The organism is Pectobacterium betavasculorum (assembly GCF_000749845.1).
Taxonomy (GTDB): domain Bacteria; phylum Pseudomonadota; class Gammaproteobacteria; order Enterobacterales; family Enterobacteriaceae; genus Pectobacterium; species Pectobacterium betavasculorum.
Genome location: NZ_JQHM01000001.1, coordinates 590,982 through 613,763, shown reverse-complemented (window position 1 = coordinate 613,763; position 22,782 = coordinate 590,982). Strand labels below are relative to the sequence as shown.

Here is a 22,782-nt window from a genome sequence, read left to right as displayed (position 1 = left end):
ATTGACGAATATCATATTTTCGCTGCCGGGCAATATTCCCTCACACCCGGCGAAATCAAACTCTATCTTATTTGTGTCCATTCTGCTGTGCGAACTCATCAATATTCTCAATCGTCTTTTCCATCAACAATTGCAGCGATGAGGCCGATGTCCAGGCAATGTGCGGAGTAATCAGAAGATTAGGCAGGGTTTTCGCCGCGGCCATCAACGGATTGTCTTTTTCTGGAGGCTCCTGTTTCAGGCAGTCTAGCGCTACACCAGCAATTCCACGCTGGTGCAATGCCGATGCCAGCGCGTTCTCATCAATCAGCCCACCTCTGGCGGTGTTAATAATAAACGCGGTTGGCTTACACAACGCGAGCGTCTCTGAATTAATCAGATGCTGCGTACTCGTATTTAGCGGGCAGTTGAGTGAAATCACATCTGCCAGCCGCAAAACTTCCTCAAATGGCAGATACCCAGCACGACACTGTGATACCCCTCTGTGCTCGGCAAAAATCACCTTCATTCCCAGCGCCTGAGCCAAACGCGCGACTTCTCGTCCAATCGTCCCGGCACCGATGATACCCAGCGTAGACCCCGCAATGTCCTTGACCGGATGATCGAAGTAAGAAAATTGCGACTGGCTGGCCCAGCGATCGCTTAGTTGATCGCGATACCATGCCATAAGGCTGTGCTTCAACGCGAACATCATGGCAATAACGTGTTCTGACACGGCTTGTGTCGAATAGCCCGGCACGTTTTTGACCATGATCCCCAGCTCTTTCGCTGCCGCAAGATCGATATTGTCAGTCCCTGTTGCCGTCACCGCAATCAGCTTCAACCTAGGCAGCGCGGCCAAAGTATCTCGCGTTAATAGGGTTTTATTTGTGATGATAACGTGGGTGTCTTTTGCTCGGGCGATGACTTGATCGGGTGAGGTATGGTTATATTCAATCCATTCATGGCGGCATTGTGGACGCCTAAAACTCGTCTTTTTCAGGAAAATGGTTTCAGGCAGTGAGCCTTTATCCAAAAAGGTAATTTTTAACATCATCGCGCCCTGGTTGCTATTCATACACTGATTTCCGATTGTAGATACCAAAGGTTCCACAGTCGGTAATCACGGCAGGTATTCCCATACAAAAATAATGAATTAAATTCTCCGTATGATACAAGACAACGAACGTATTAATAACGTTACACTTCCTGCTTCATTGAAAATCCATCACTCCCTAACGTGAAGCGTAGTCAGCATTAAAGCAATTAACAATACCTAATATAATGAATTTCATTCATCGACATTGCTATCGTCGATATTCAGAAATATCACAGAAAATAAGTGTTGATGATATTCACTCATTGTTCTCATTATGTTGGCAAAGGGTGGCAATAATAAGAGTGATAGCAAAGCTCGGTCGTTAATCAGCAAGAATAAATGTGCGAGAAAAAATGCAGAAGTGGTGCAATGTCTTTGGAGGGGAAAGAAGCGGAGTGAGAGTCATTACCCCCCGGAACGAGCCTGACTCATTCCGGGGAGCGGTTTCATCAGAAGTTGATGTTTACTGATACCCAGTAATTACGACCAGGCAAGACGGAACCCGTAGTTACCTGACTTGACGTAAAGTAATCACCGGCCGTTGTCGTACCCGTTCCGACCGGGAAAACATAAGTTTTAGTGAAATCTTTGTCCAGCAGGTTATTAACCGATCCGTTCAATGTTACATCTTTGGAGATCTTATACGATCCGCCGAGGTTCACGACGGTGAATGATTTGAAATCCGCTCCAAGATTGTCATGAACGACCTTGTTTGCCGGGCTAAGTTGATCGTAATTCTCGGTGAAACGAGCCGTTTTACCCCGATATTCCGCTTTAAGCCAGGTGCTCAACTGCTCGTTCACATTCCAGTTTAAACGCGCATTGGCCATGTGTTTCGGGGTATTGGTCAAGCGAGCACCGGGATTTTCTCCGCCTTTTTGTTCGCTGTCGGTAAAGGTGTAATTCACGTTCAGCGTCCAGCTATCTGACCACAGAGGGATAGCCGATCCCAGCTCCAGACCTTGTGTGTTCGCTTTACCAATATTACGGTAGCTAGACGTTACCGTATCTATTTCGTAACTATCGATCTTATTACGGAAGCGGTTATGGAAAAGCGTAGCGTTAGTAGAGAAACCACTAAAATGCTCATAGTACGCCCCCAGTTCCGTATTTACGCTTTCTTCCGGTTTTAGGTCAGGGTTACCAATCGTATTGATCGTACCCTGCCCCGTTACGCCACTTATGCCGTTATGTAACCGAGCCAACGATGGCGCCTTGTAGCCTGTGCTCACCCCACCTTTAATCGTTAATTCATCCAACGCATTCCACACGAGATAAGCACGCGGGCTCACATGACCACCAAACGCTTCATGATGCTCATAACGAGCGCCTGTGGTTAACGCTAGCGAATCAACAATGCGCCATTCATCTTCAACAAAGAGCGACCACGAATTCTGTTCGAATTTTTCACCCGTATTCGCCAGAACGATCCCGTCTTTCATGACGGCATTCCAATATTGTCCACCTAACGTCACTAAATGACTCTCTCCCAGCGGGCTCACCAATTTCGTATCAAGAATGTAGTTGGTGTTTTTTAGCTCGCGCTTTTGCCCTGACATTGCTGAACCAGCAGGTACCGTAGAGCGAGGAATCAAACGTCCTTTATTTTCAGTCTGGTTGAAGGAAAAGCTTGAATTCCATGTACCGAAATCGAGCTGATTATCGCTGCCTAGCGTAATTTTTCGACGCTCATAGCGCAGTGTATCTTCATAACCGCCGCCCCGAGCCGCAGTACCCGCTCCCAACGCACCAAGCTGTTCTTCCTTGTTATCATATTTCTGGTTGGAGACTTCACCATCCAGCCACAGGGTATTACGACTATCCAGCAGCCATGATAACTTACCCCCCAAAAGGTAATTGTCTGACTTAACCGGGTTCGGGCCACGCATACTCAGTTCTTGTCCGGTCGAGGATGAACTCACCTCTGATGCATCGCGGCGTAAAATGTTGCCGCGCAGGGCAAGCCCCAGCTTATCTTCAATCAGCGCACCGCTGGAATAAATCGAGAATTTGGAAGCGTCGCCATAGTCTGTGTCTTCCTGGAAGGTATGATCCAGAGTGATATTTCCAACCCACTCTTTCGACACTTTTTTAGTGATAATATTCACCACGCCGCCCATCGCATCGGAACCATACAGCGTTGACATCGGCCCGCGGATAACTTCAATGCGTTCTATCGCCGCCAGCGGGGGAATGAAGCTGGTATTCATCGTACCAAACCCATTCGGCGTAACATCTGATGAACCGTTCTGGCGAATACCATCAACCAGAATCAGCGTATAGTCGCTTGGCATGCCGCGAATGCTGATGTCCAGACCGCCCGTTTTACCTGTTGAACTACGTACATCCACGCCTTCCACGTCGCTGAGCGCTTCACCAAGATCGTTATACTTACGCTTAGTCAGCTCATCCTGACTGACAACCGAAATACTCGCTGCCGCTTCGGTTATTTTTTGTTCATAGCCAGAAGCTGTTACAACCAGTGTATCGTCCTGTGCGGCGATAACAGGGGTAGATACCGTTGTAGCAAGCGCTAATGCCACCGATTTTTTTATATTTATTGCCATGTGTCTATGCCCTCAAAATGAATGATTTACATTGAGTTTTTTTGTTTGACACATTGTAACGATCGGGGGTTAATTGTAAATGAAAATTAAAATCATTTACATACTCAATAAGATTGGTGTGATTTTAAATATAAAACACATAATAAACAATATATTAAGCTAACCCATCTATCATTAAATCAAATTAACAAAAAATACCCCTTAATAATCAAGGTGAATAAATTTGATTTAAATCAATATCTATAGATGACAGAAAGTGAGAGCAGCGATATCAGAAAGGAAAAAAATCAATAAAAAGGCGACCCCCGCAGGGAATCGCCCAATAACCGTATTCTTACGATTTAGTCTTTATAATCTGGGAACGTCATGTCCTGATACTTAATGAAGCCAGTTCCACGATACAGCTTGTAGCCCAACCAAATCAGCAGGAACAGCGGAATGCCAATGTACGTTGCCGTGACGCCATACCAGTCGATTTTATCTTCCAAAAATGCCTGATAATTCTGCCCCAACGTGATAGTCAGACAGAGCACAAACGCAAAGATCGGACCAAGCGGGAAGAAACTCGATAAATAAGGCAAGCGGCTCAGATCATGACCTTGCATGACATAGCCACGACGGAAACGGTAATGGCTGATCGCGATCCCTAGCCAGGCAATAAAGCCCGTCATACCGGAGGTATTCAGCAGCCACAGATAAACCGTTTGGTTACCATACAGAGAAGACAGGAAGCACAGTGCCGCCACCACGGTTGTTGCATACAGCGCATTACGCGGCACGCCGCCTTTTGACAGCTTAGCGAAAATACGCGGCGCTTTACCTTCCGATGCCAGCGTAAACAGCATACGTGTAGAGGCATACATGCCGGAGTTACCTGCCGACAGTACTGCCGTCAGAATAACCGCATTCATAACCGCAGCGGCAGACAGCAGGCCCGCATTCTCAAACACCAGCGTAAACGGGCTCACCGTAATGTCTTTCACATCATTACGCAGCAGGTTCGGGTCGGTATACGGAATGATTAAACTGATAATCAGAATCGCTAAGATGTAAAACAGCAGGATGCGCCAGAAAACCTGACGAATCGCGCGAGGTATATTTTTACCCGGATCCTGAGACTCCCCAGCAGCCACACCGATCAGCTCGGTTCCCTGAAAAGAGAAACCGACGATCATCGCGACCCCAATCATCGCGGAAAAGCCCCCAGCGAACGGCGCATCACCGATCTGCCAGTTGTGGAACCCGGCATTTTCCGCACCGCTCATGATGCCCGTAATCATCATCACGCCAACAGCAATGAAAATAATAACTGTCGTCACTTTAATCAGTGAGAACCAGTATTCGGCTTCGCCAAATCCTTTCACGGAAATGTAGTTAAGCAGGAACATCAGCGCCAGAAACAGGGCGCTCCAGATCCAGCCGGAAACCTCAGGGAACCAATATCCCATCACCAGCTGCGCAGCTACCAGATCGACCGCGATGGTCACCGCCCAGTTGTACCAATAGTTCCAGCCTAACGCGAAGCCGAAACCTTCTTCAACATAGCGGGAACCGTAGGTAGAAAATGAACCGGAAACCGGCATGAACGCAGCCAGTTCGCCCAGGCTGGTCATCAGGAAGTAAACCATCAACCCAATCAGGGCATAAGACAGGAGTGCGCCACCGGGACCCGCTTGTGAAACCGTCGCACCAGAAGCGACAAATAACCCGGTTCCTATCGATCCGCCAATGGCGATCATCGTTAAATGCCGCGCTTTCAGTTCACGGCGCAGGGTCGGTGCGCCCTGTGTAGTTTGTTGAATATCGTGCTGAGCCATTGTTATCCTGCGTGCTCGTGCTAAAAATCGAGGCAGGATTGTAACAAATAGCGTTGTGCTGGATAGTTAAGATCGTCGAGTTATAAGAGAGGTTAATAACTCACGCCCGATCATTAGCAGCAGAAAATATATTCGCTATGGCGTTTCACAGCAATAACTCAGGAAACGTTGCAACACATTTGAAAGGTGTTTCTGTCGGTGATGTACCAGATACAGCGTCCGCGTGAGTTTAGGCAATAGCACTTTCAATTCCACCAGTGAACCTGACGCCAGTTGCTCAGCAATAACATGCCGCGACAGGCAACTGATACCAATCCCGTGGCGAACCGCATGTTTAATCGCTTCCGAATTCCCTAACTCCATCACCAAATGAAAATGCGACAGGTGCGTTAACAGCAGATGATCCAGCACTTCACGCGTGCCTGAACCACGTTCACGCAGGATCCACTGCGCATCCGCCAGCGCCGCTAATGATACCGTCCCCCGGCTGAGCGGATGTTCGGGAGAACAAAATACTACCAGCTCATCTTCCAGCCAGGGCTGTGTAATCAGATCAGGATGATGGCAAGGCCCTTCGATCAAACCCAAATCGACACTGAATTCGGACACGCGGGTGATCACATCTTTTGTATTACCGACATGCAGTTCCAACGGAATTTCAGGGTAGTCATGGCGATAGCGGGCAATCATTGCAGGCAATAGATAGTTGCCGATGGTACTGCTGGCATAAATACGCAGTGCGCCATTATCACGCCGGAAGAGCTGCTCAATCTCTATCGACTGTTCAAGCAATGCCAGCGCCTTGGGGTACAGCAGGCGGCCATGCTCATTAACAACCAGACGTTTACCCACGCGATCGAAAAGCTGAACCCCCAACTGCCCTTCTAAATCCGCCAGAGCGGCGCTGACTGCCGATTGAGAAAGTGAAAGCACAACGGAGGCCTGTGTCGTTGAACCACTTTTCAGGACTTCGGCAAAGACTTCCAGTTGACGTAACGTGATGTGCATAGTGCGCTCTTTATCTGAAATACTTATAGGTTATAAATATATAATCAATTTCTCTTTTAATCTCGTGAATTATAAGCTGGCTTCTCAATTCGGTATAGTCAGAATAGGCACCAACCCATGGCCCTTCATGCGACATTACAAACGATAACACCACCCGATGGAGCAAAAGCGCGATTACCCGGTCTGCTGCTAATAAGTTTAATAACTTTTTCACTTCTCTGGCTGGCAAATATTCCGAAAATCGCCCACTGGGGGCCCGGCTCACTGACATTAGCGATCCTGATTGGGATCGTGCTGGGAAATAGCGTTTATCCGCGAATTCATTCTCTGTGCGATCCCGGCGTACAGTGGGCCAAGCAGTATTTACTCCGCTGGGGCATTATACTTTATGGTTTTCGGCTCAGCTTTCAGCAGGTTGCTGCGGTCGGCTTTACGGGTATCGCCGTCGATCTTACCGTCGTCACGCTGACATTTCTGCTTGCCTGTTGGATTGGCAAGCGCTGGCTGAAGCTCGACAATGAGACGGTGATTCTCATCGGTGCTGGCAGCAGCATCTGCGGTGCGGCGGCGATAATGGCAACAGCACCTGTTGTCAAAGCCTCTGGCAATACCATTGCTGTCGCGGTTTCCACCGTGGTGATATTCGGTACGACAGCCATGTTTTTGTATCCGTGGCTCTATCAGCTCAATCTCGAACATCAGTGGATTGAGGCTACACCGCAGATCGTCGGCTTGTATTTTGGCTCAACGATACATGAAGTCGCTCAGGCCGTTGCCGCCGGGCATGCCGTTGACGGCACGACGGAAAACATCGCCGTCATCAGCAAAATGCTGCGCGTGATGATGCTGGCACCTTTCCTTCTCATGCTCGGATTTTTTCTGAAAAAAACCACGCAAAAAAGTGATGCGGAAAACGCTGTTCCACTGATGTTCCCGTGGTTTGCGCTAGGGTTTATCGCCGTCGCCGCCTTCAATTCTTTCTCGCTACTTTCTCCGACACTCGTCATCCAGTTAGTTCAACTTGATAATGTACTACTGACGATGGCGATGGTGGCACTCGGCCTGACTACCCGATTCAGTGCCATCCGTCAGGCAGGAGCAAAACCGCTGCTACTGGCACTTATTCTATTTCTCTGGCTGGTGATCGGTGGCGCGGGAATCAATCTGTTCTTCGAACACTTATTCAGCTAACGATAAATTATTTACCTGTTAACATCTGGTTAACCCATACCCTAAATAATTCGGGTTGCAGGCCGGCGGCAAGAGAAGGACAAATTCGTCGGGAACGAATTTGACCAGCCAACGGCTGGCCTTCGGTGAGAGACAGGATGTCTCTCATTTCATCCCGATGAGCTTACTTGAGTAAGTGATTCGGGTGAGTGACAAATCTGCCGAAGGTAGATTTGAACGCTGCTTGCAGCGGCCCCAACGGAGCGAGGCACACGGCCAGTGTGCTGAGTCGCACAGCCAACGCACATGCAACTTGAAGTATGACGGGTATACACGACGATGCCATAATGTCCCCGTTATCAGAGGAGACCAACATGAAATTCATCGGTGCGCACGTTAGCGCAGCAGGCGGTGTCGATCAGGCCGTGATCCGGGCACATGAGATAAAAGCGACCGCTTTCGCTTTATTTACCAAGAATCAGCGCCAATGGCAGGCTGCTGCACTCAGCGCGGAGGTCATTGACCGTTTTAAAACCGCGTGTGAAAAGTACGCCTATACGTCGGCACAGATTCTGCCCCACGACAGTTATCTGATTAATCTGGGTCACCCAGACAGCGAAGCGCTGGAGAAATCACGTATCGCGTTTATTGATGAAATGTCCCGCTGCCAGCAGCTTGGGCTGAGTTTGTTGAACTTTCACCCTGGTAGCCATCTGAAACAGATCGAGGAAGCGGAGTGTCTGGCGCGTATTGCCGAGTCCATCAACATCGCGCTGGCGGAAACGGACGGTGTCACTGCCGTAATTGAAAATACCGCCGGACAAGGCAGTAATCTGGGCTTCCGTTTTGAACATCTGGCGGCCATCATCGATGGAGTGAAAGATAAAAGCCGTGTCGGCGTCTGTATCGATACCTGCCACGCCTTCGCTGGCGGTTACGATCTACGAACAGAAGCGGATTGTGAAACGACCTTTGCTGAGTTCGATCGCATTGTTGGATTCCGCTATCTACGCGGAATGCATTTGAATGATGCGAAAAGCGGGTTCGGCAGCCGCGTTGACCGACACCACAGTCTCGGAGAAGGCAACATCGGCAAAACCGCTTTCAGCTATATCATGAAAGATGCCCGCTTTGACGGTATTCCGATGATTCTGGAAACGATCAATCCCGACATCTGGGCCGACGAAATCGCCTGGCTCAAATCTGAAGCCCAATGCTAATTAGTTTTTATCCCAAGCGCAGGTGTGTTTTTAACGTTGCTAGTCGAGTGTGCTGGACGGGGGTAATGGGTAGATCGTAAAGACGCTGTGAATACAGCCTTGTACGCTCGGATTGCGCAGATATGAATCTCATCCCTGAGATTCTCCCTTGCAGAGCCGTCGCAAGCGACGTTCAAAAGCGTTCCTGACGCTTTTTCCCATGGCGCAAACGCTTTACTCTTCTATCCCATCCCTCGTTTCCGTTCCTCGGATCGCTTTTCTTGCATCTGGGGTAGAGCCCATAAAAAAAGCGCCAGATGGTGAATACCAACTGGCGCTATCTCATCCACATCCTTGTGTTATGGCATTACTTTTTATTCACGATGATGATCAAACTTACGCAACTTTCGCCAGTTGTTCATCAGAGCGTTTCAGCAGTGCGTACAGCACGCCAGCTACTACTGTTCCCGCAATAATCGCTAACAGATAGCCGATAGCTGGGGTAATGGCGCCTGGAATCAGCAGAACGAACAGGCCACCGTGTGGTGCCATTAACTTAGCACCCACTGCCATTGACAGTGCACCGGTCAGTGCACCACCGACGATGCAGCAAGGCAGAACGCGCATTGGATCACGCGCAGCATAAGGAATCGCACCTTCGGAGATAAAGCATAGACCCAGAACAAACGCCGCTTTGCCCCCTTCACGCTCGGTCGGGTTAAATTTCTTGCTTGCCAGTACGGTTGCCAGCCCCATCGCCAGCGGTGGTACCATACCCGCAGCCATAACAGCGGCCATCGGTGCGTAAATCTGGCTACTGAGCAAAGTAGTACCAAAGACATACGCCACTTTGTTAACCGGGCCACCCATATCCGTACACATCATCGCGCCCAGAATCGCACCCAGGATCACCGCATTCGCCGTGCCCATGGATTGCAGCCAGCCTGTCAGACCAGTCAGGATTTTCGCCACCGGCGTACCGACGACATAAATCATGATAAGACCGGTGATCAACGTAGCGACCAGCGGAATGATCAAGATCGGTTTTAGCGCAGTCAAACTTTGCGGCAGAATCAGTTTATTGTTGATCGCTCTGGCAATATAACCCGCCAGGAAACCGGCAATAATCCCGCCGAGGAAGCCCGCTCCCGTACTTACCGCCAACATCCCGCCGACCAAACCCGGCGTTAAACCAGGACGATCCGCAATGGAGAAAGCGATATAACCTGCCAACACAGGTACCATCAGCGCAAAGGCAGAACCACCGCCGATCTTCATCAGCGCCGCTGCCAGCGTACCTTCCTGTTTAAAGGCCTCAATACCAAAGACAAACGACAGTGCGATACATAAACCGCCTGCCACGACCATCGGCAGCATGTAAGACACGCCGGTCAACAGGTGGCGGTACGGGCCTGCTCCGCCCTTCTGACCAGACTCGCTCGCGCTTGACGCACTGGCTTGCCCGGATGGCTGATACACTTTAGCTTCAGCCTGCGCCTTATCTAACTCCTGTGCCGTCTTTTTCAATGCCAACCCAGTCGACGTGCGATACATCTTCTTACCGGCAAATTTAGCCAGATCGACTTCAATATCTGCGGCAACGATCACCAGATCGGCCTGCTCAACTTCTTCTGGAGTAATCACATTACCGGCGCCAACAGAGCCGCGCGTTTCCACTTTAACCCACCAGCCGCGTTTTTTTGCTTCGCTTTCAATCGCTTCTGCTGCCATGAACGTGTGTGCGACACCAGTCGGACACGCCGTTATCGCGACAATACGCTTGGCAGCAGCAGGTTGCTGAACGGAAGCTGACGCGACAGCCTGATATACCGTTGCTTCAGCCTGCGCTTTTGCTAAAAAAGCCTCCGGCTGTGAAACAGCCTGCTCGATATCACCGACATAAACCTGCTTGCCATTCAGTGCGCTGTCCGACGCTGCGGATGCACCCAGAACGATCGCCAGTTCAGCGTCGTTAGCTTGTTCTGTAAACGTCACCCCTGCTTTCGCAGCGGCAGCGCCGAGTAGGTTCTTCACCAGTTGGCTTCTCGCCAGGCCCAGTGATTTATCCAAAATCAGCAGCGTTTTCATTGTTTGTCTCCTGCTGTATCAGTTAAAAGGTTTCAGGTCGACACGCGCCATCATTGCGGCCAACTGAGGACGATCGGTAATACCTACATTACTTTGGCTGACGGCCAGAGCCGAAACCGCTGTAGCCAAACGCAGAGTGTGTTCACTGGACTCACGCATTAATAAGCCATAAATCAACCCCCCAACCATGGAGTCGCCCGCCCCTACCGTACTAACCACATCACAGGCAGGTGGCAATGCCCGCCACGCGCCGGATGCATTCACCCACAGAGCGCCTTCCGCGCCCAGTGAGATAACAACATGCGCAATACCCTGTTCACGCAGCGCGTGAGCGGCATCCACCACATCAGCCAGCGTAGGTAATTTACGCCCAGCCCATATTTCCAGCTCCCGCCGGTTTGGTTTCACCAACCAGGGAGAGGCCTTCAGCCCCGCCACCAGCGCTTCACGGCTGCTGTCGAAGATAATGCAAGGGCACTGGGTGCGCAGACGAGACATCCAGTCGGTAAACGCATCAGGATCGACGCCAGCCGGTAAACTACCGCTTACCGCGACCATGTCGAACTGGCCCAGCCAGCTCAGCGAGTCATTGACGAAACGCTGCCAGTCTTGCTGTGTCACTTCAAAACCGGAAAAGTTGAAGTCGGTTACGTCGCCATCTTTTTCGGTTAATTTGACATTAATACGCGTACGTCCTGGCACAACCTGAAAACGGTTGGCAATGCCCAGTTCACTGAACAGTTGCTGAAAACCATCCTGATTGTCTTTCCCCAGAAAGCCACCTACCGTGACATCAATCCCGAGATCTTTCAGCACCTTGGCAACGTTAATACCTTTACCTGCGGCGTGCAGACCCGCTGTCTGAACCAGATTGACTTCGCCTTTCTCAACTTCCGGGCAATAGCCAACCAGATCGTAAGCTGGATTCAGGGTGATTGTGGCTACTCTCCTGCTCATGCTGCCCCCTCGCCCAAACCGGACGTAATCGCTTCGCCAATAGCGGCCAGTGCTTGTTCCGCATCGCTACCGCTGGCAGTGAAACGCAGTTTGTGACCTTTTTTCACGCCCAGCGCGACGACTTTCATCAGGCTACGACCATTTGCCGGCTTGCCGGTACCGTCCAGATTGGTCACCGTAATCTCACTCGTGAACTGCTTGATCACGTTCACCAGCATGGTACCCGGACGGGCATGCAGGCCGTGTTCGTTGCGAATGGTAAATTCTGCTGTCAGCACTTCGCTCTCTTCCGGTACGTCGCTGGTCAAGAGTGCCAGCAGCGTCGGAGCATCAGCCGTCAGCAAACGTTCTGCTTTTTGCGCAATCAGCAGGTTGCTCAGGTAATCGATAGGCGCAAAAGCCTGATCGTCAGCCGCCGCAACCGTTACCAGCAAAGCTACGTTTTCACCCTCAACGCTAAAAGGCGTTGCCGGGCGCGCTACCGCAGCCGCGCTGCTGAGGTTACCAATAGCGCTATCGCTGAACCACACACCTTGTCCCAGATTCAGCGGTTTATTGCTGATGGTGGTGCTGACAAAACTGGCGTCTGCTGCACCAACCTGCTGAAGACGACCGGCGTTTAGCGCCTGAAGCGTCAATAGATTATCGGTCGCCACGTCCAGCGCAATCAGCGAGGTGTCAAAACGGAATTCTGCCAGTTGCTGTTCGCCCATTAGCAGGCTGCGGAGCTCTTCTGCTGAGGTTGTACTCGCCAGACGTGCCGCTACGCGATCGTCGCTCAGGACATGAGTCAACTGACGCAGCAATGCAAGGTGCTCATCAGAACGCGCTGCGATCCCCAACACCACATAGGCGGTTTGATCTTCACCCCAGGCGATACCCTGAGGAAACTGAAATACTTGAACCCCGGTCTTCAATACCAGATCGCGGGTATCGGTTGTGCCGTGAGGGATAGCAATGCCGCTTCCCAAATAGGTAGATGTTTGCTGTTCTCGCTGTAGCATGCCGTCGACATACCCTGCGTTAACGCACCCGGCCTCGGTCAGTGCTGAAGCAACAAGCTGGATAGCTTCCTGCTTATTACTGGCCGCTGCACCCAAATGAATATCTTGCTGTGACAACTGGAACATGGCTCTCCTCTCTTGCTGAAAGTTGAATCGTTTCAGCTTTTATGAGAAAAAAATGTGTCGATTGTTAGGGCGTTTCAAAAAAAATTCCGCTGAAACGTTTCAAAAGTCTCATTCTATTACGCCATTTATGCAAGCTTTCTGCACTGCTGACGTGCCAGAATTTTGACATCACGCACATTTTAACGTGGATGACGCGCAGCCCACCAACAAAAACCATCCCCTGGCTGAAGCCGTGCTGACGAAAAATAATGAAACAAGATTTCTGTTTCATTATAAACCCGAGTACTATGTCGCGCTCGACAGCCTCTGCCTATTTTCCAAGCGCTATCAATTTATTTATGTTCACTCCTGCAAACACAACGCGACGTCCGCCTGACCTGACATCGTCAGCATTTTTGGTTATTGCCTTTCTGACTGGAACGGCCGGTGCCCTACAACTCCCTACGCTCAGCCTTTTTCTTTCCAGTGAAGTGCAGGCTCGCCCTTTTCTGGTCGGCATGTTTTATACCGGCAGCGCGGTTATCGGCATCATCGTCAGTCAAATGCTGGCCACTCGCTCGGATCGTCAGGGCGATCGCAAATCGCTGATCTTCGTCTGCTGCCTGCTGGGCGCACTGGCCTGTATGCTGTTTGCGTGGAACCGTAACTACTTTATTCTGCTTTTTATCGGCGTCTTGCTGAGCAGCTTTGGCTCAACCGCAAACCCGCAACTTTTTGCGTTGGCACGTGAGCACGCAGACAAAACGGGTCGTGAAGCGGCAATGTTCAGCTCAATCCTGCGTGCGCAAATTTCTCTCGCCTGGGTTGTCGGTCCACCTATCGCCTTTGCGCTAGCACTAGGATTCGGCTTCACGACGATGTATTTGACGGCCGCCGTCGTCTTTATCTTGTGTGGCATTCTGGTCAAATTCTTTCTGCCTTCAATGCCTAAAGTCGTAGAGAAAACCACCTCCACGCTGGAATCACCGCGTCGCAACCGTCGGGACACGCTCTTGCTGTTTATAGCATGTACCTTGATGTGGACCTGCAACGGGATTTACCTCATTAATATGCCGCTATATCTGGTGCATGAGTTACACCTGCCAGAAAAGTTGGCGGGTATCATGATGGGTGTTGCTGCCGGGTTGGAAATTCCGGTGATGTTGATCGCGGGTTATGTTGCCACACGCTTCGGTAAGCGCTTCCTGATGCGGCTTGCTGTTGCATCCGGCCTGCTGTTCTTTGGTGGGTTGTTGTTGTTCAACGGAGAAACCGCGCTGCTGGCGCTACAGGTGCTGAATGCCATTTTCATCGGGATTCTGGCCGGAATCGGTATGCTTTATTTTCAGGACTTAATGCCCGGACAAGCAGGGGCTGCAACGACGCTGTTTACGAATACCACACGCGTTGGCTGGATCATCTCCGGTTCGCTGGCCGGGATTGTTGCTGAAATCTGGGACTACCACGCCGTTTTCTTTTTCGCACTGCTGATGATCGTCGGTTCTATCTATTGTATGTGGCGCATCAAAGACGTCTGACCGCCGCCATTTAAGGCGTGGTGTCGGCTTCCAGTTTGAGCAGGTAAATCATCGCCTCATCGCGATGGCTGAAACACATATCCGCGCGCGGCTTGAGCCCCGCACAAACCGCAGGCCGCAGAGGGGAATGGAATAACCCACAGCGCATCGCCTCATCAAGATGAATACAGGGCGTGTTTGCTGGCTTGCCGTGCGGCAGGCCCGGCATAGGCGTTGAAATCGATGCGGCGATGCAGCAAGCACCGCAGTGGGGGCGGCAGTCCATCAGCAAACTCTCCGGTGGGCTGACAACAGATAGAGATCGCCACCATAACAGCCCCGTAGCAAAAAACCAATATCAGCGCATCCATCTTATACTCTACGTAATTCGAGTTTCAGAACAAAATATATTCGTTTTGAACAGCGCCAAGCGTTAGCCCTTAGGGTGACGCTCAGGGATAAGCCGATTAGCGCGACTAATGCACATGAAATTTGAAGTATGGCGAGTATATGCTTGCCTGAATTCACCGGCGCGAGTAACGTGTCGCCACAAAAATCACACTCCTTATAGCAGGTAATTTTTATGGCAAGAGCGAACGAGATTAAACGCGGAATGGTCGTTAACTATAACGACAAATTGTTGCTGGTAAAGGATATCGACGTCCAGAGTCCAAGTGCCCGAGGTGCCAGTACATTGTATAAAATGCGTTTTTCTGATGTCCGCACGGGTTTGAAAGTGGAAGAGCGTTTTAAAGGCGACGATATTATCGATACCATCACGCTGACGCGCCGTACGGTCACCTTCTCTTATATTGACGGCGACGAATACGTCTTTATGGATGATGAGGATTACACCCCGTACCTCTTCAAAAAAGATCAAATAGAAGAAGAGCTGCTGTTTATCCCTGAGGGTGGCATGCCTGGGATTCAGGTATTAAGCTGGGATGGTCAAATCATCGCGCTGGAACTGCCGCAGACGGTAGACCTGGAAATTATTGAGACAGCGCCGGGTATTAAAGGTGCATCCGCCAGTTCACGCAACAAGCCAGCAACCATGAGTACTGGTCTGGTCATCCCAGTTCCTGAGTACCTGAGCGCAGGTGAAAAAATTCGTATCCATATCCCAGAACGTCGCTACATGGGCCGCGCAGACTAACAACGTACCTCACACCATCAGCACGATACATATTGCCGGATGACATATCCGGCACATCTCAGCCTTCCATTCACATAGGAGCCTGCCATGCTAACGAAAGTCAATTTGATTACGGGGTTTCTGGGTAGTGGAAAAACCACCACTATTCGCCATCTTCTGTCGCAAAAACCTGAAAACGAAGTCTGGGCGGTACTGGTTAATGAGTTTGGTGAAGTGGGCATTGACGGTGCCTTACTGGCGGACACTGGTGCCGTTTTGAAAGAAATTCCCGGCGGCTGCATGTGCTGCGTGAACGGCTTGCCGATGCAGATTGGCTTAAATATGCTGCTGCAACAGAAAAAACCCCATCGGTTACTCATCGAACCCACTGGGCTCGGCCACCCGAAACAAATTCTCTCATTGCTGACGAGCGATATCTACGAACCCTGGCTGACTTTGCATGCCACGCTGTGTCTGCTGGATGCACGTCAGTTAAGCGACCCACGTTACACGGGAAATGAAAATTTCCGCGATCAGCTTGCCGCCGCTGACATTATTATCGCCAACAAGCGCGATACCTATACCACTGACGATCTTACAGCCTTACAGCAGTGGCAACAGACAAGCGGCGATGGTCGGCAAATTATCGAAGCCAGCCAGGGAAATATTGACTGGCAGCATCTCGCCCCCCTCCGCGACCCTTTATCGCAAAACCGTGTGCGCGAACTTCCCGATGGCGCGCAGCACCATTCACATAAACCAACAAATGGTTTAGCCGCACTGAAGCTACCGGGTGGAGAATCCTGGCGACGTTCTCTTAATCAAGGACAAGGCTACCATGCCTGCGGCTGGATATTTGAGCCTGAAACCGCTTTTGACACCGCCGCTCTGCTGGACTGGGTCCGCCTTTCCCCTGTGAGTCGGGTTAAAGGAGTGATGCGTATAAAAGAAGGGACGCTCGTCGTCAACCGCCAAGGGTACGACCTTAATATAGAAACGCGCTCAACGACACCGATTGATAGCCGTATCGAAGTCATTAATGAAACACCGGCGGAATGGAATACGTTACAAACCGCCTTGTTAAAGGCACGTTTAACTCACGCAGATTAAGCTAACGTTCTTCGTCTTTGGATGGTTAGCCTTAATGTCACTTACTCGCCTTTCTTCTATTTTAATGCTCAATGTATTGGGCATTGGTCTATTTTTATCCTGGTATCTGCCGAAAAATCATGGTTTTTGGCTCACACTAGACAGCAACATTTTTTTCTATTTCAATCGTCTTTTAGTTGATAGTCCGACATTTTTACATCTGGTCGCCATTACCAATAATCGCGCCTTTGACGGCTGTGCACTCATTGCGATGGGTTCGCTGTACCTGTCGTTTTATCTGAAAGCCACGCCCATAGAGCGTCGTCGCTTGTTAATCATAGGCTTTATCATGTTATTAACTGCCGTGGTACTAAATCAGGCCGGACATTTACTACCCGTGCAACACGCCAGCCCGACACTCTATTTTAGTGACGTCAATCGCGTTTCAGATTTAACAGGCATTCCTACCAAAGATGCATCATCGGACAGTTTCCCCGGCGACCACGGCATGATGCTGATGATCTATGCTGCTTTTATGTTGCGCTATTTTACCCGCACCGCTTTCGCTATCAGCTTAGCCATCACGGTAATCTTCTCATTGCCTCGTATCATGATTGGTGCACATTGGTTTACCGATATTGCAGTCGGCTCGCTCTCGGTTGTTTTAGTCGGCCTGAGCTGGTGGTTATTAACGCCAGCAAGCGATGCCGTTATTGCTCTGTTAAATCGGCCATTACCGAAGAAATGGACAGTATAAATCCTTATGATTTCAGATTTTTGCATCGCCGTTTTTTAGCTGAATACATCATTAAATCTTATAAATAAAATAGTTGAAACTTCTCGCAATCCTGCTGCTGTTACGGTAGTCTCGTTCAAGTTTGCTTTTTAGCGCATCATGAACTAACAGCGGCGGGAGAAATAATGTGCATTCAGGCACACTTTCGCTGATGAGTATTTGGCTAATAAGAAACTCTGATTTAGTCTGAGTCTCGTTTTCGTTGGCATTTATACCCAGTCAAATGGGGATACTACATAGCGATATTTATCGTTAAGGACAGCAAGGGAACATAACAACAATGGTCAAGTCTCAACCGATTCTGAGATATATCTGGCGGGCAGTGCCTGCCGTAGCGGTAGCAATGATGCTTTCCGCATGTGGAAGTAATAGTGCATATAACCATAAAGCTCAAACTGATATGCATGCAGTTAATGATAAAGATGGTCTTTTACTGCAAGCCTCTCAGGATGAATTTGAAGCACTGGTTCGCAACGTGGACATTAAGTCCAAATTGCTTAACCAATATGCCAGTTGGAAAGGCGTTCGTTACCGTTTAGGCGGTGATAGTCGTCGTGGCATTGACTGCTCAGCTTTCGTTCAGCGCACCTTCCGCGAACAATTTGGCATGGATTTACCGCGTTCTACCTATGAACAGCAAGAGATGGGACAGCAAATTCAGCGCAATAAACTGCGTGTTGGCGACCTTGTTCTGTTCCGTGCAGGTTCAACCGGACGCCACGTTGGCATTTACCTCGGTAACGATCAGTTCGTCCACGCATCAACCAGCAGTGGCGTCATCATCTCCAAAATGACGGAAAACTACTGGAACAAGCGTTATCAAGAAGGACGCCGTGTTCTGAGTAAAGGAAAAACCAGTTAAACAATATCCGTCCCTTGCTGTGGTATTGTTTAACTAGCCAATGATACGAAACGACCTAACGCCGCTTATCACCTAAGCGGCGTTTTTTTATTTCACTATGACCCCGATCCAAAATTCTCTCGACTCTATCTGGACTTGCCACAGCAGGGTTATCAAAATCTTAGGGCGATACTGACCACGCTGTCGGGCAGATCGCGTTATGCAATGCGCTCTGCTTCTTCCAGGATCCAGTCCACAAACGCCTTGACCTCTTGCCGCTGCATGGCACCCGGTTTCGTCACCACATAATAGGCGAACCGTGCGGGCCACGGCTTGTCGAGCACTTGCACCAAGCGCCCCGCAGCAATTTCATCTTCCGCATACTCTAACGGCACTAGCGCAAGTCCCTGGCCCGCTTCCGCCGCACGGATCAACAAAAAATCATCCTCAAACGCAGTTCCTCTTTCGGCGCGAGGGTCTTCGGCAACCCCATGCGCTGCAAGCCAAAGCAGCCAGTCTGCACGATCGCTATCGTGCAACAGTGGGTAAGTCAGGCAATCTTCGGGCTCTTTAAGTCTAGCATCGGTAGCAACCAATCCAGGACAAGCCACCGGAACCAGTACAGGGGCCATCAGACGAATGACGTCCAGACTGGGGTAGACGCCCAACCCATGCCGCAGCGCTACATCTACACGATCTCGGCGCATGTCTACCACGGCCGAGGTCGCCTCGACCCGTACCTCGATGTGCGGGTAGCGATGGTTAAATCGGCCCAGACGCGGTACCAGCCATGATGCAGCAAAGGTGGCAACCGTGCTGACTGTCAGGGTCTGGCGAGCCTTAATCTGATCTAAAGTCTGCACTGCTTTTTCAATTTGTTCGAAGGCCTGAAGCAGCAAGGGATGAACATCAGCCCCCGCCTCGGTAAGCCGCAGACCCTGCCGCTCTCGTGTGAAAAGCACCACCCCAACCCGCTCTTCCAAAGCCCGAATTTGTTGGCTAACTGCGCCAGATGTCACGTTCAGAGCTTCAGCCGCAGCTTTGATGCTACCCCGCTGCCCAACCTCAACAAAGGTGCGCAGCGCCAACAGAGGGAGCGATGTTGTCATCAAGTTTAGTTTTCCTAAATCAAAAGAGAAGAAATGATCGTTTCCGATAACGGAGGTTAGCCCCCATCATACGGCCTGTTTAGAATTAATAGATCGGTTTAGATAAAATATATTAACTTAGGAGCTCCTATGAACAATCCGCGCTGGCGGCTTTGCCTGATTCTACTTTGCACGACCCAGTTCGTCGCCTTACTCGACTTCTCCATCACCATGATTCCCTTGCCACAGATTCAGGAAAGTCTGGGCTTCACACCGGGCGCACTACAGTGGGTCATCAATGCCTATGGTGTAGCCATTGCAGGGTTTCTATTGCTGGGTGGACGTGCCGCCGATATGTTTGGCCGTCGGCGCGTGTTCCTGACTGGGCTGGCAATCTTTACCGTCGGTTCCTTGCTCGGCGGTTTCTCACAAAGCCCTATGGTGTTGATCGCCACCCGCGCCTTGCAAGGGTTTGGTGCTGCATTGTTTTCACCTTCTGCATTTTCATTACTGCTAGCCGTGTTTCCCGAACAGAAACAGCGTAACCGTGCGCTTGGGGCTTGGACAGCCGTGGCTGCCAGTGGGTTTGTCGCGGGTCTGATCCTAGGTGGCATCATTACCGACCTGATGGGCTGGCGCTGGGTGCTGTGGATCAACGTACCTGTCGGTCTGCTGGTCATCGCTTTGGCCGGTGCCTTGCCGCATGGTAAGCCCGAGACCAAAACAGTCGCCCGACAATTGGACATTTGGGGTTCACTTTTAGTCGCCGCAGGGGCCGCAACACTGGTCTACGCCTTTGCCAATAGCGAACATGTTGGTCTGTCTTCTCCAGTCACATTCGGGCTGGTCGGTCTGGCACTGGGATTGCTGGCACTGTTCATCTGGGTGGAAAGTAAGGTCGAGGCTCCGTTGATGCCTCTCTCTATTTTCTGGCGACGTATGACGGGAGGTGCCAATCTGGTGTCACTGCTGGCGAATACCGCTCTAGGCCCGACCTTCGTGGTCATTGCGCTCTACATGCAGGAGATACAGGGTTTCACCGCCACACAGACAGGGCTGGGGCTGCTCCCGATGGCAACGGCCTTTACGTTGGCAAGCGCCTGGGCTGGCCCAGTACTGCTCGCCAGAATGGACACCAAGCCCGTCATTCTGGGTGGCCTGACGCTGTTCATCGGTGGACTCGCTTTGCTGGGCGCATCACTGACGTCTGATGCCTCATGGAGCACATCTATCCTACCCGGCACCTTGTTGGCAGGCATCGGTTACGGCATCGCGTTCCCCGCTTGGACGGTGGCCGGTATCGAAGGGGTCGATGCCGTCGATCATGGCATAGCTGGCGGTATGCTCACAACAACACAGGAGGTCGGTTCCGCCATCGGCTTAACAGTCGGCGTCGCCGTCAGCATCGCAGTGCTGGCGAATGGAGGCAGCGCCGCGCAGGGCTTTAGCTACGCCGTCTTGGTATCTGCTAGCTTGGTAGCGATCGGTTTAGCATGCGCGGCGCTCATCCTGCCAGGCAAGACGGCCGTTGTGGAGGCCGCACGATGATTCAGCTTTACACCGACAGTTCGCCCAACGGCTTCAAGATCACCATTGCTCTGGAAGAACTAGGTTTACCGTACACCTTGCATCACATCCACATCGACAATGGGGAACACCGGCAACCCGAGTTCCTGCGCCTAAATCCGCACGGGCGTATTCCTGTGATTAAAGACGATGAGACGGGCATCACGTTGTTCGAGTCCGCAGCCATCCTGCTGTACCTGGCCGAAAAAACCGAGCAACTACTTCCGGCAGAGCCCAGGAAACGCTGGGAGGCCATCCAATGGTTGGTGTTTCACGCTGCAAGCGTTGGGCCGATCATAGGTCAGAGGGTGCATTTCGAGCTGTTCGCCCAAGATAAGCAGCCTGCCAACATCGCGCGCTATCGTCGCCTGACGCATGACGCGTTTGCCACATTGGATGCACGACTGGCCGAACATCCTTATCTGGCTGGCGATGACTATTCCATCGCAGATATCGCCCACTTCGGTTGGACGCACATTGCGCGAATCATCGATTTCGACTTCAGTGCATGCCGACACCTGACTGACTGGCATGAACGTGTGGCGGCAAGACCTGCCGTGCGCAAGGGCATCACGCTACCTGCCCCCGCAACGGGCGCATGAATCAAAGACGACACAAGGACATACTAGCCATGACTGATATCCAGGTTTCAGGCGGTGCTTCTTTTACCGCGTTCGCCACACATCCAGGTTATCGGCGGATGTTCGCCCCTGACCAACTGACCATCGGAATCTTCTTGCCGCTGCGATTCTACGAAGGCGACATGCGTGTGTTGGCTGGGCAAACGGATCTGGTAACGGATATCGACCGTCGCGGCTTCTCCGCCGTATGGGTGCGCGATGTGCCGCTGTTTGACCCATCGTTCGGCGATGCCGGGCAGGTATTCGATCCTTTCACCTATTTGGCTTTCCTTGCAGCAAAAACGAAGACGATTGCGCTGGCCACAGGCAGCGCAGTCTTTTCCTTGCGCCATCCGATCGACCTGGCCAAGGCATCCACGACCATCGACCAGCTATCGAGTGGCCGATTGGTAATGGGCATCGCTTCCGGTGACCGAGCCAGCGAATTCCCCGCGTATGGGCTGGAACATAGCGGGCGTGGGGAGCGGTTCTCACAGACAGTGGCATACTTCCGCCAGTTGGTACGAGCGGACAACCTGTCCATTGATTCACCTCTGGGCCGAATCAACGGCGCAGAGTTCCTGCCCAAGCCCGCCACTGGCGCAATTCCGCTAATCGTCACCAGTTCGTCCGGCCAGTCCCTAGCGTGGATAGCCGAACATGCAGATGGCTGGCTAACCTATCCCGAAGCCACACACAATCGTCAGGGACCGCAACGCCTGGCAGAAAAGATCCGAGCCTGGCGCAACCTGATTCCCGATGGTGGATTCCGTCCGCACACGACCAACGAATGGCTAGACTTGGTGGACGACCCCGATCACCCGCGCACCCCATTGCGTGGCGGCTATGTTTTACGCACGGGACGTAAAGGTCTTATCGCCTTGCTGGAAGAATGGCGGCAAGCAGGCGTCAACCATGCCGCACTGGGTATTCAATTCTCGGAGCGGCCAGCCGCAGAAGTGATTCAAGAGTTGGCTGAGCACGTACTACCACATTTCCCATCGCATGACGCGTCACCTGCGCTCACGACTCCGTGGTGATAGCCTGAAGGGGGCCTTTGCGCCCCCCTTAAACTGACATGTGTAGACGAATCCTTTCGATTTAAAGCCCCCCGAATACCATTGCGTTCCTCCCCTT

The 22,782-nt window shown here is 51.3% G+C and carries 20 protein-coding genes; 10 read left to right on the top strand and 10 right to left on the bottom strand.

The window, feature by feature from the left end:
* Positions 1–67: 67 nt before the first annotated feature.
* The 4 genes from KP22_RS02750 to yieE form a co-directional block, all read right to left on the bottom strand.
* Positions 68–1,057: a 2-hydroxyacid dehydrogenase gene (locus KP22_RS02750; protein ID WP_081923365.1), complete on the bottom strand. Its 990-nt coding sequence runs from the start codon at positions 1,055–1,057 to the stop codon at positions 68–70.
* Between the two features lie 470 nt (positions 1,058–1,527).
* Positions 1,528–3,645 carry a TonB-dependent receptor gene (locus KP22_RS02745; protein ID WP_039300866.1) on the bottom strand — a complete coding sequence of 706 codons (2,118 nt, stop codon included), beginning with the start codon at positions 3,643–3,645 and terminating at the stop codon, positions 1,528–1,530.
* 341 nt (positions 3,646–3,986) lie between these two features.
* A complete protein-coding gene (locus tag KP22_RS02740) occupies positions 3,987–5,462 on the bottom strand; it encodes an amino acid permease (RefSeq protein ID WP_039322239.1) in 1,476 nt (491 codons plus the stop codon).
* 135 nt (positions 5,463–5,597) lie between these two features.
* On the bottom strand, positions 5,598–6,470 hold the full coding sequence (gene yieE, locus KP22_RS02735; protein WP_039300873.1) for a DNA-binding transcriptional regulator YeiE: 873 nt from the start codon (positions 6,468–6,470) through the stop codon (positions 5,598–5,600).
* A 117-nt stretch (positions 6,471–6,587) separates the two neighbouring features.
* Between yieE and KP22_RS02730 the strand changes: the two genes are divergently transcribed.
* Together KP22_RS02730 and nfo are read left to right on the top strand one after the other, a co-directional pair.
* Positions 6,588–7,661 (top strand): YeiH family protein, encoded by a 1,074-nt coding sequence (locus tag KP22_RS02730; RefSeq protein WP_039322238.1) that lies wholly within the window; start codon positions 6,588–6,590, stop codon positions 7,659–7,661.
* Between the two features lie 353 nt (positions 7,662–8,014).
* Entirely contained in the window at positions 8,015–8,860 is an 846-nt protein-coding gene (nfo, locus tag KP22_RS02725) for a deoxyribonuclease IV (RefSeq protein WP_039300879.1), read from the top strand.
* A gap of 375 nt (positions 8,861–9,235) precedes the next feature.
* On the opposite strand, the gene fruA is transcribed toward nfo, so the two are convergent.
* The 4 genes from fruA to KP22_RS02705 form a co-directional block, all read right to left on the bottom strand.
* Positions 9,236–10,927: a PTS fructose transporter subunit IIBC gene (gene fruA / locus KP22_RS02720; protein WP_039300882.1), complete on the bottom strand. Its 1,692-nt coding sequence runs from the start codon at positions 10,925–10,927 to the stop codon at positions 9,236–9,238.
* Positions 10,928–10,945: 18 nt separating this feature from the next.
* Complete coding sequence (gene fruK, locus KP22_RS02715) at positions 10,946–11,884, bottom strand: 1-phosphofructokinase (RefSeq protein WP_014699594.1); 939 nt, start codon at positions 11,882–11,884, stop codon at positions 10,946–10,948.
* The gene (gene fruB / locus KP22_RS02710; protein WP_039300886.1) at positions 11,881–13,014 is read right to left on the bottom strand and encodes a fused PTS fructose transporter subunit IIA/HPr protein; all 1,134 of its coding nucleotides are present in this window, start codon (positions 13,012–13,014) and stop codon (positions 11,881–11,883) included. The genes fruK and fruB overlap by 4 nt, the downstream gene beginning before the upstream one ends.
* A 64-nt stretch (positions 13,015–13,078) precedes the next feature.
* Positions 13,079–13,285: a hypothetical protein gene (locus tag KP22_RS02705; protein ID WP_039300889.1), complete on the bottom strand. Its 207-nt coding sequence runs from the start codon at positions 13,283–13,285 to the stop codon at positions 13,079–13,081.
* A 67-nt stretch (positions 13,286–13,352) separates the two neighbouring features.
* Between KP22_RS02705 and setB the strand changes: the two genes are divergently transcribed.
* Entirely contained in the window at positions 13,353–14,531 is a 1,179-nt protein-coding gene (gene setB, locus KP22_RS02700; protein WP_039301136.1) for a sugar efflux transporter SetB, read from the top strand.
* Between the two features lie 10 nt (positions 14,532–14,541).
* On the opposite strand, the gene KP22_RS02695 is transcribed toward setB, so the two are convergent.
* On the bottom strand, positions 14,542–14,796 hold the full coding sequence (locus tag KP22_RS02695) for a hypothetical protein (RefSeq protein ID WP_039300893.1): 255 nt from the start codon (positions 14,794–14,796) through the stop codon (positions 14,542–14,544).
* 297 nt (positions 14,797–15,093) lie between these two features.
* On the opposite strand from KP22_RS02695, the gene yeiP reads away from it, so the two are divergent.
* From yeiP to mepS, 4 genes are all read left to right on the top strand, one after another.
* Complete coding sequence (gene yeiP / locus KP22_RS02690; RefSeq protein ID WP_039300896.1) at positions 15,094–15,666, top strand: elongation factor P-like protein YeiP; 573 nt, start codon at positions 15,094–15,096, stop codon at positions 15,664–15,666.
* Positions 15,667–15,753: 87 nt separating this feature from the next.
* Entirely contained in the window at positions 15,754–16,755 is a 1,002-nt protein-coding gene (locus KP22_RS02685; protein ID WP_039300899.1) for a CobW family GTP-binding protein, read from the top strand.
* Between the two features lie 34 nt (positions 16,756–16,789).
* Positions 16,790–17,491: a phosphatase PAP2 family protein gene (locus KP22_RS02680; RefSeq protein ID WP_039322236.1), complete on the top strand. Its 702-nt coding sequence runs from the start codon at positions 16,790–16,792 to the stop codon at positions 17,489–17,491.
* A gap of 319 nt (positions 17,492–17,810) precedes the next feature.
* Complete coding sequence (mepS, locus tag KP22_RS02675) at positions 17,811–18,392, top strand: bifunctional murein DD-endopeptidase/murein LD-carboxypeptidase (RefSeq protein WP_039300908.1); 582 nt, start codon at positions 17,811–17,813, stop codon at positions 18,390–18,392.
* 197 nt (positions 18,393–18,589) lie between these two features.
* On the opposite strand, the gene KP22_RS02670 is transcribed toward mepS, so the two are convergent.
* Positions 18,590–19,480, bottom strand: coding sequence for a LysR substrate-binding domain-containing protein (locus KP22_RS02670; protein ID WP_039300912.1), 891 nt, complete (start codon positions 19,478–19,480; stop codon positions 18,590–18,592).
* A gap of 129 nt (positions 19,481–19,609) precedes the next feature.
* Here KP22_RS02670 and KP22_RS02665 point away from each other — a divergent pair, with 129 nt between their 5' ends.
* Genes KP22_RS02665 through KP22_RS02655 form a run of 3 tightly spaced genes read left to right on the top strand, consistent with a single transcriptional unit; the run spans position 19,610 to position 22,685 of the window.
* On the top strand, positions 19,610–21,007 hold the full coding sequence (locus tag KP22_RS02665) for an MFS transporter (protein WP_039322234.1): 1,398 nt from the start codon (positions 19,610–19,612) through the stop codon (positions 21,005–21,007).
* Positions 21,004–21,627: a glutathione S-transferase family protein gene (locus KP22_RS02660; RefSeq protein WP_039300918.1), complete on the top strand. Its 624-nt coding sequence runs from the start codon at positions 21,004–21,006 to the stop codon at positions 21,625–21,627. The genes KP22_RS02665 and KP22_RS02660 overlap by 4 nt, the downstream gene beginning before the upstream one ends.
* Before the next feature lie 29 nt (positions 21,628–21,656).
* The gene (locus KP22_RS02655) at positions 21,657–22,685 is read left to right on the top strand and encodes an LLM class oxidoreductase (protein WP_039322232.1); all 1,029 of its coding nucleotides are present in this window, start codon (positions 21,657–21,659) and stop codon (positions 22,683–22,685) included.
* Positions 22,686–22,782 lie beyond the last annotated feature (97 nt).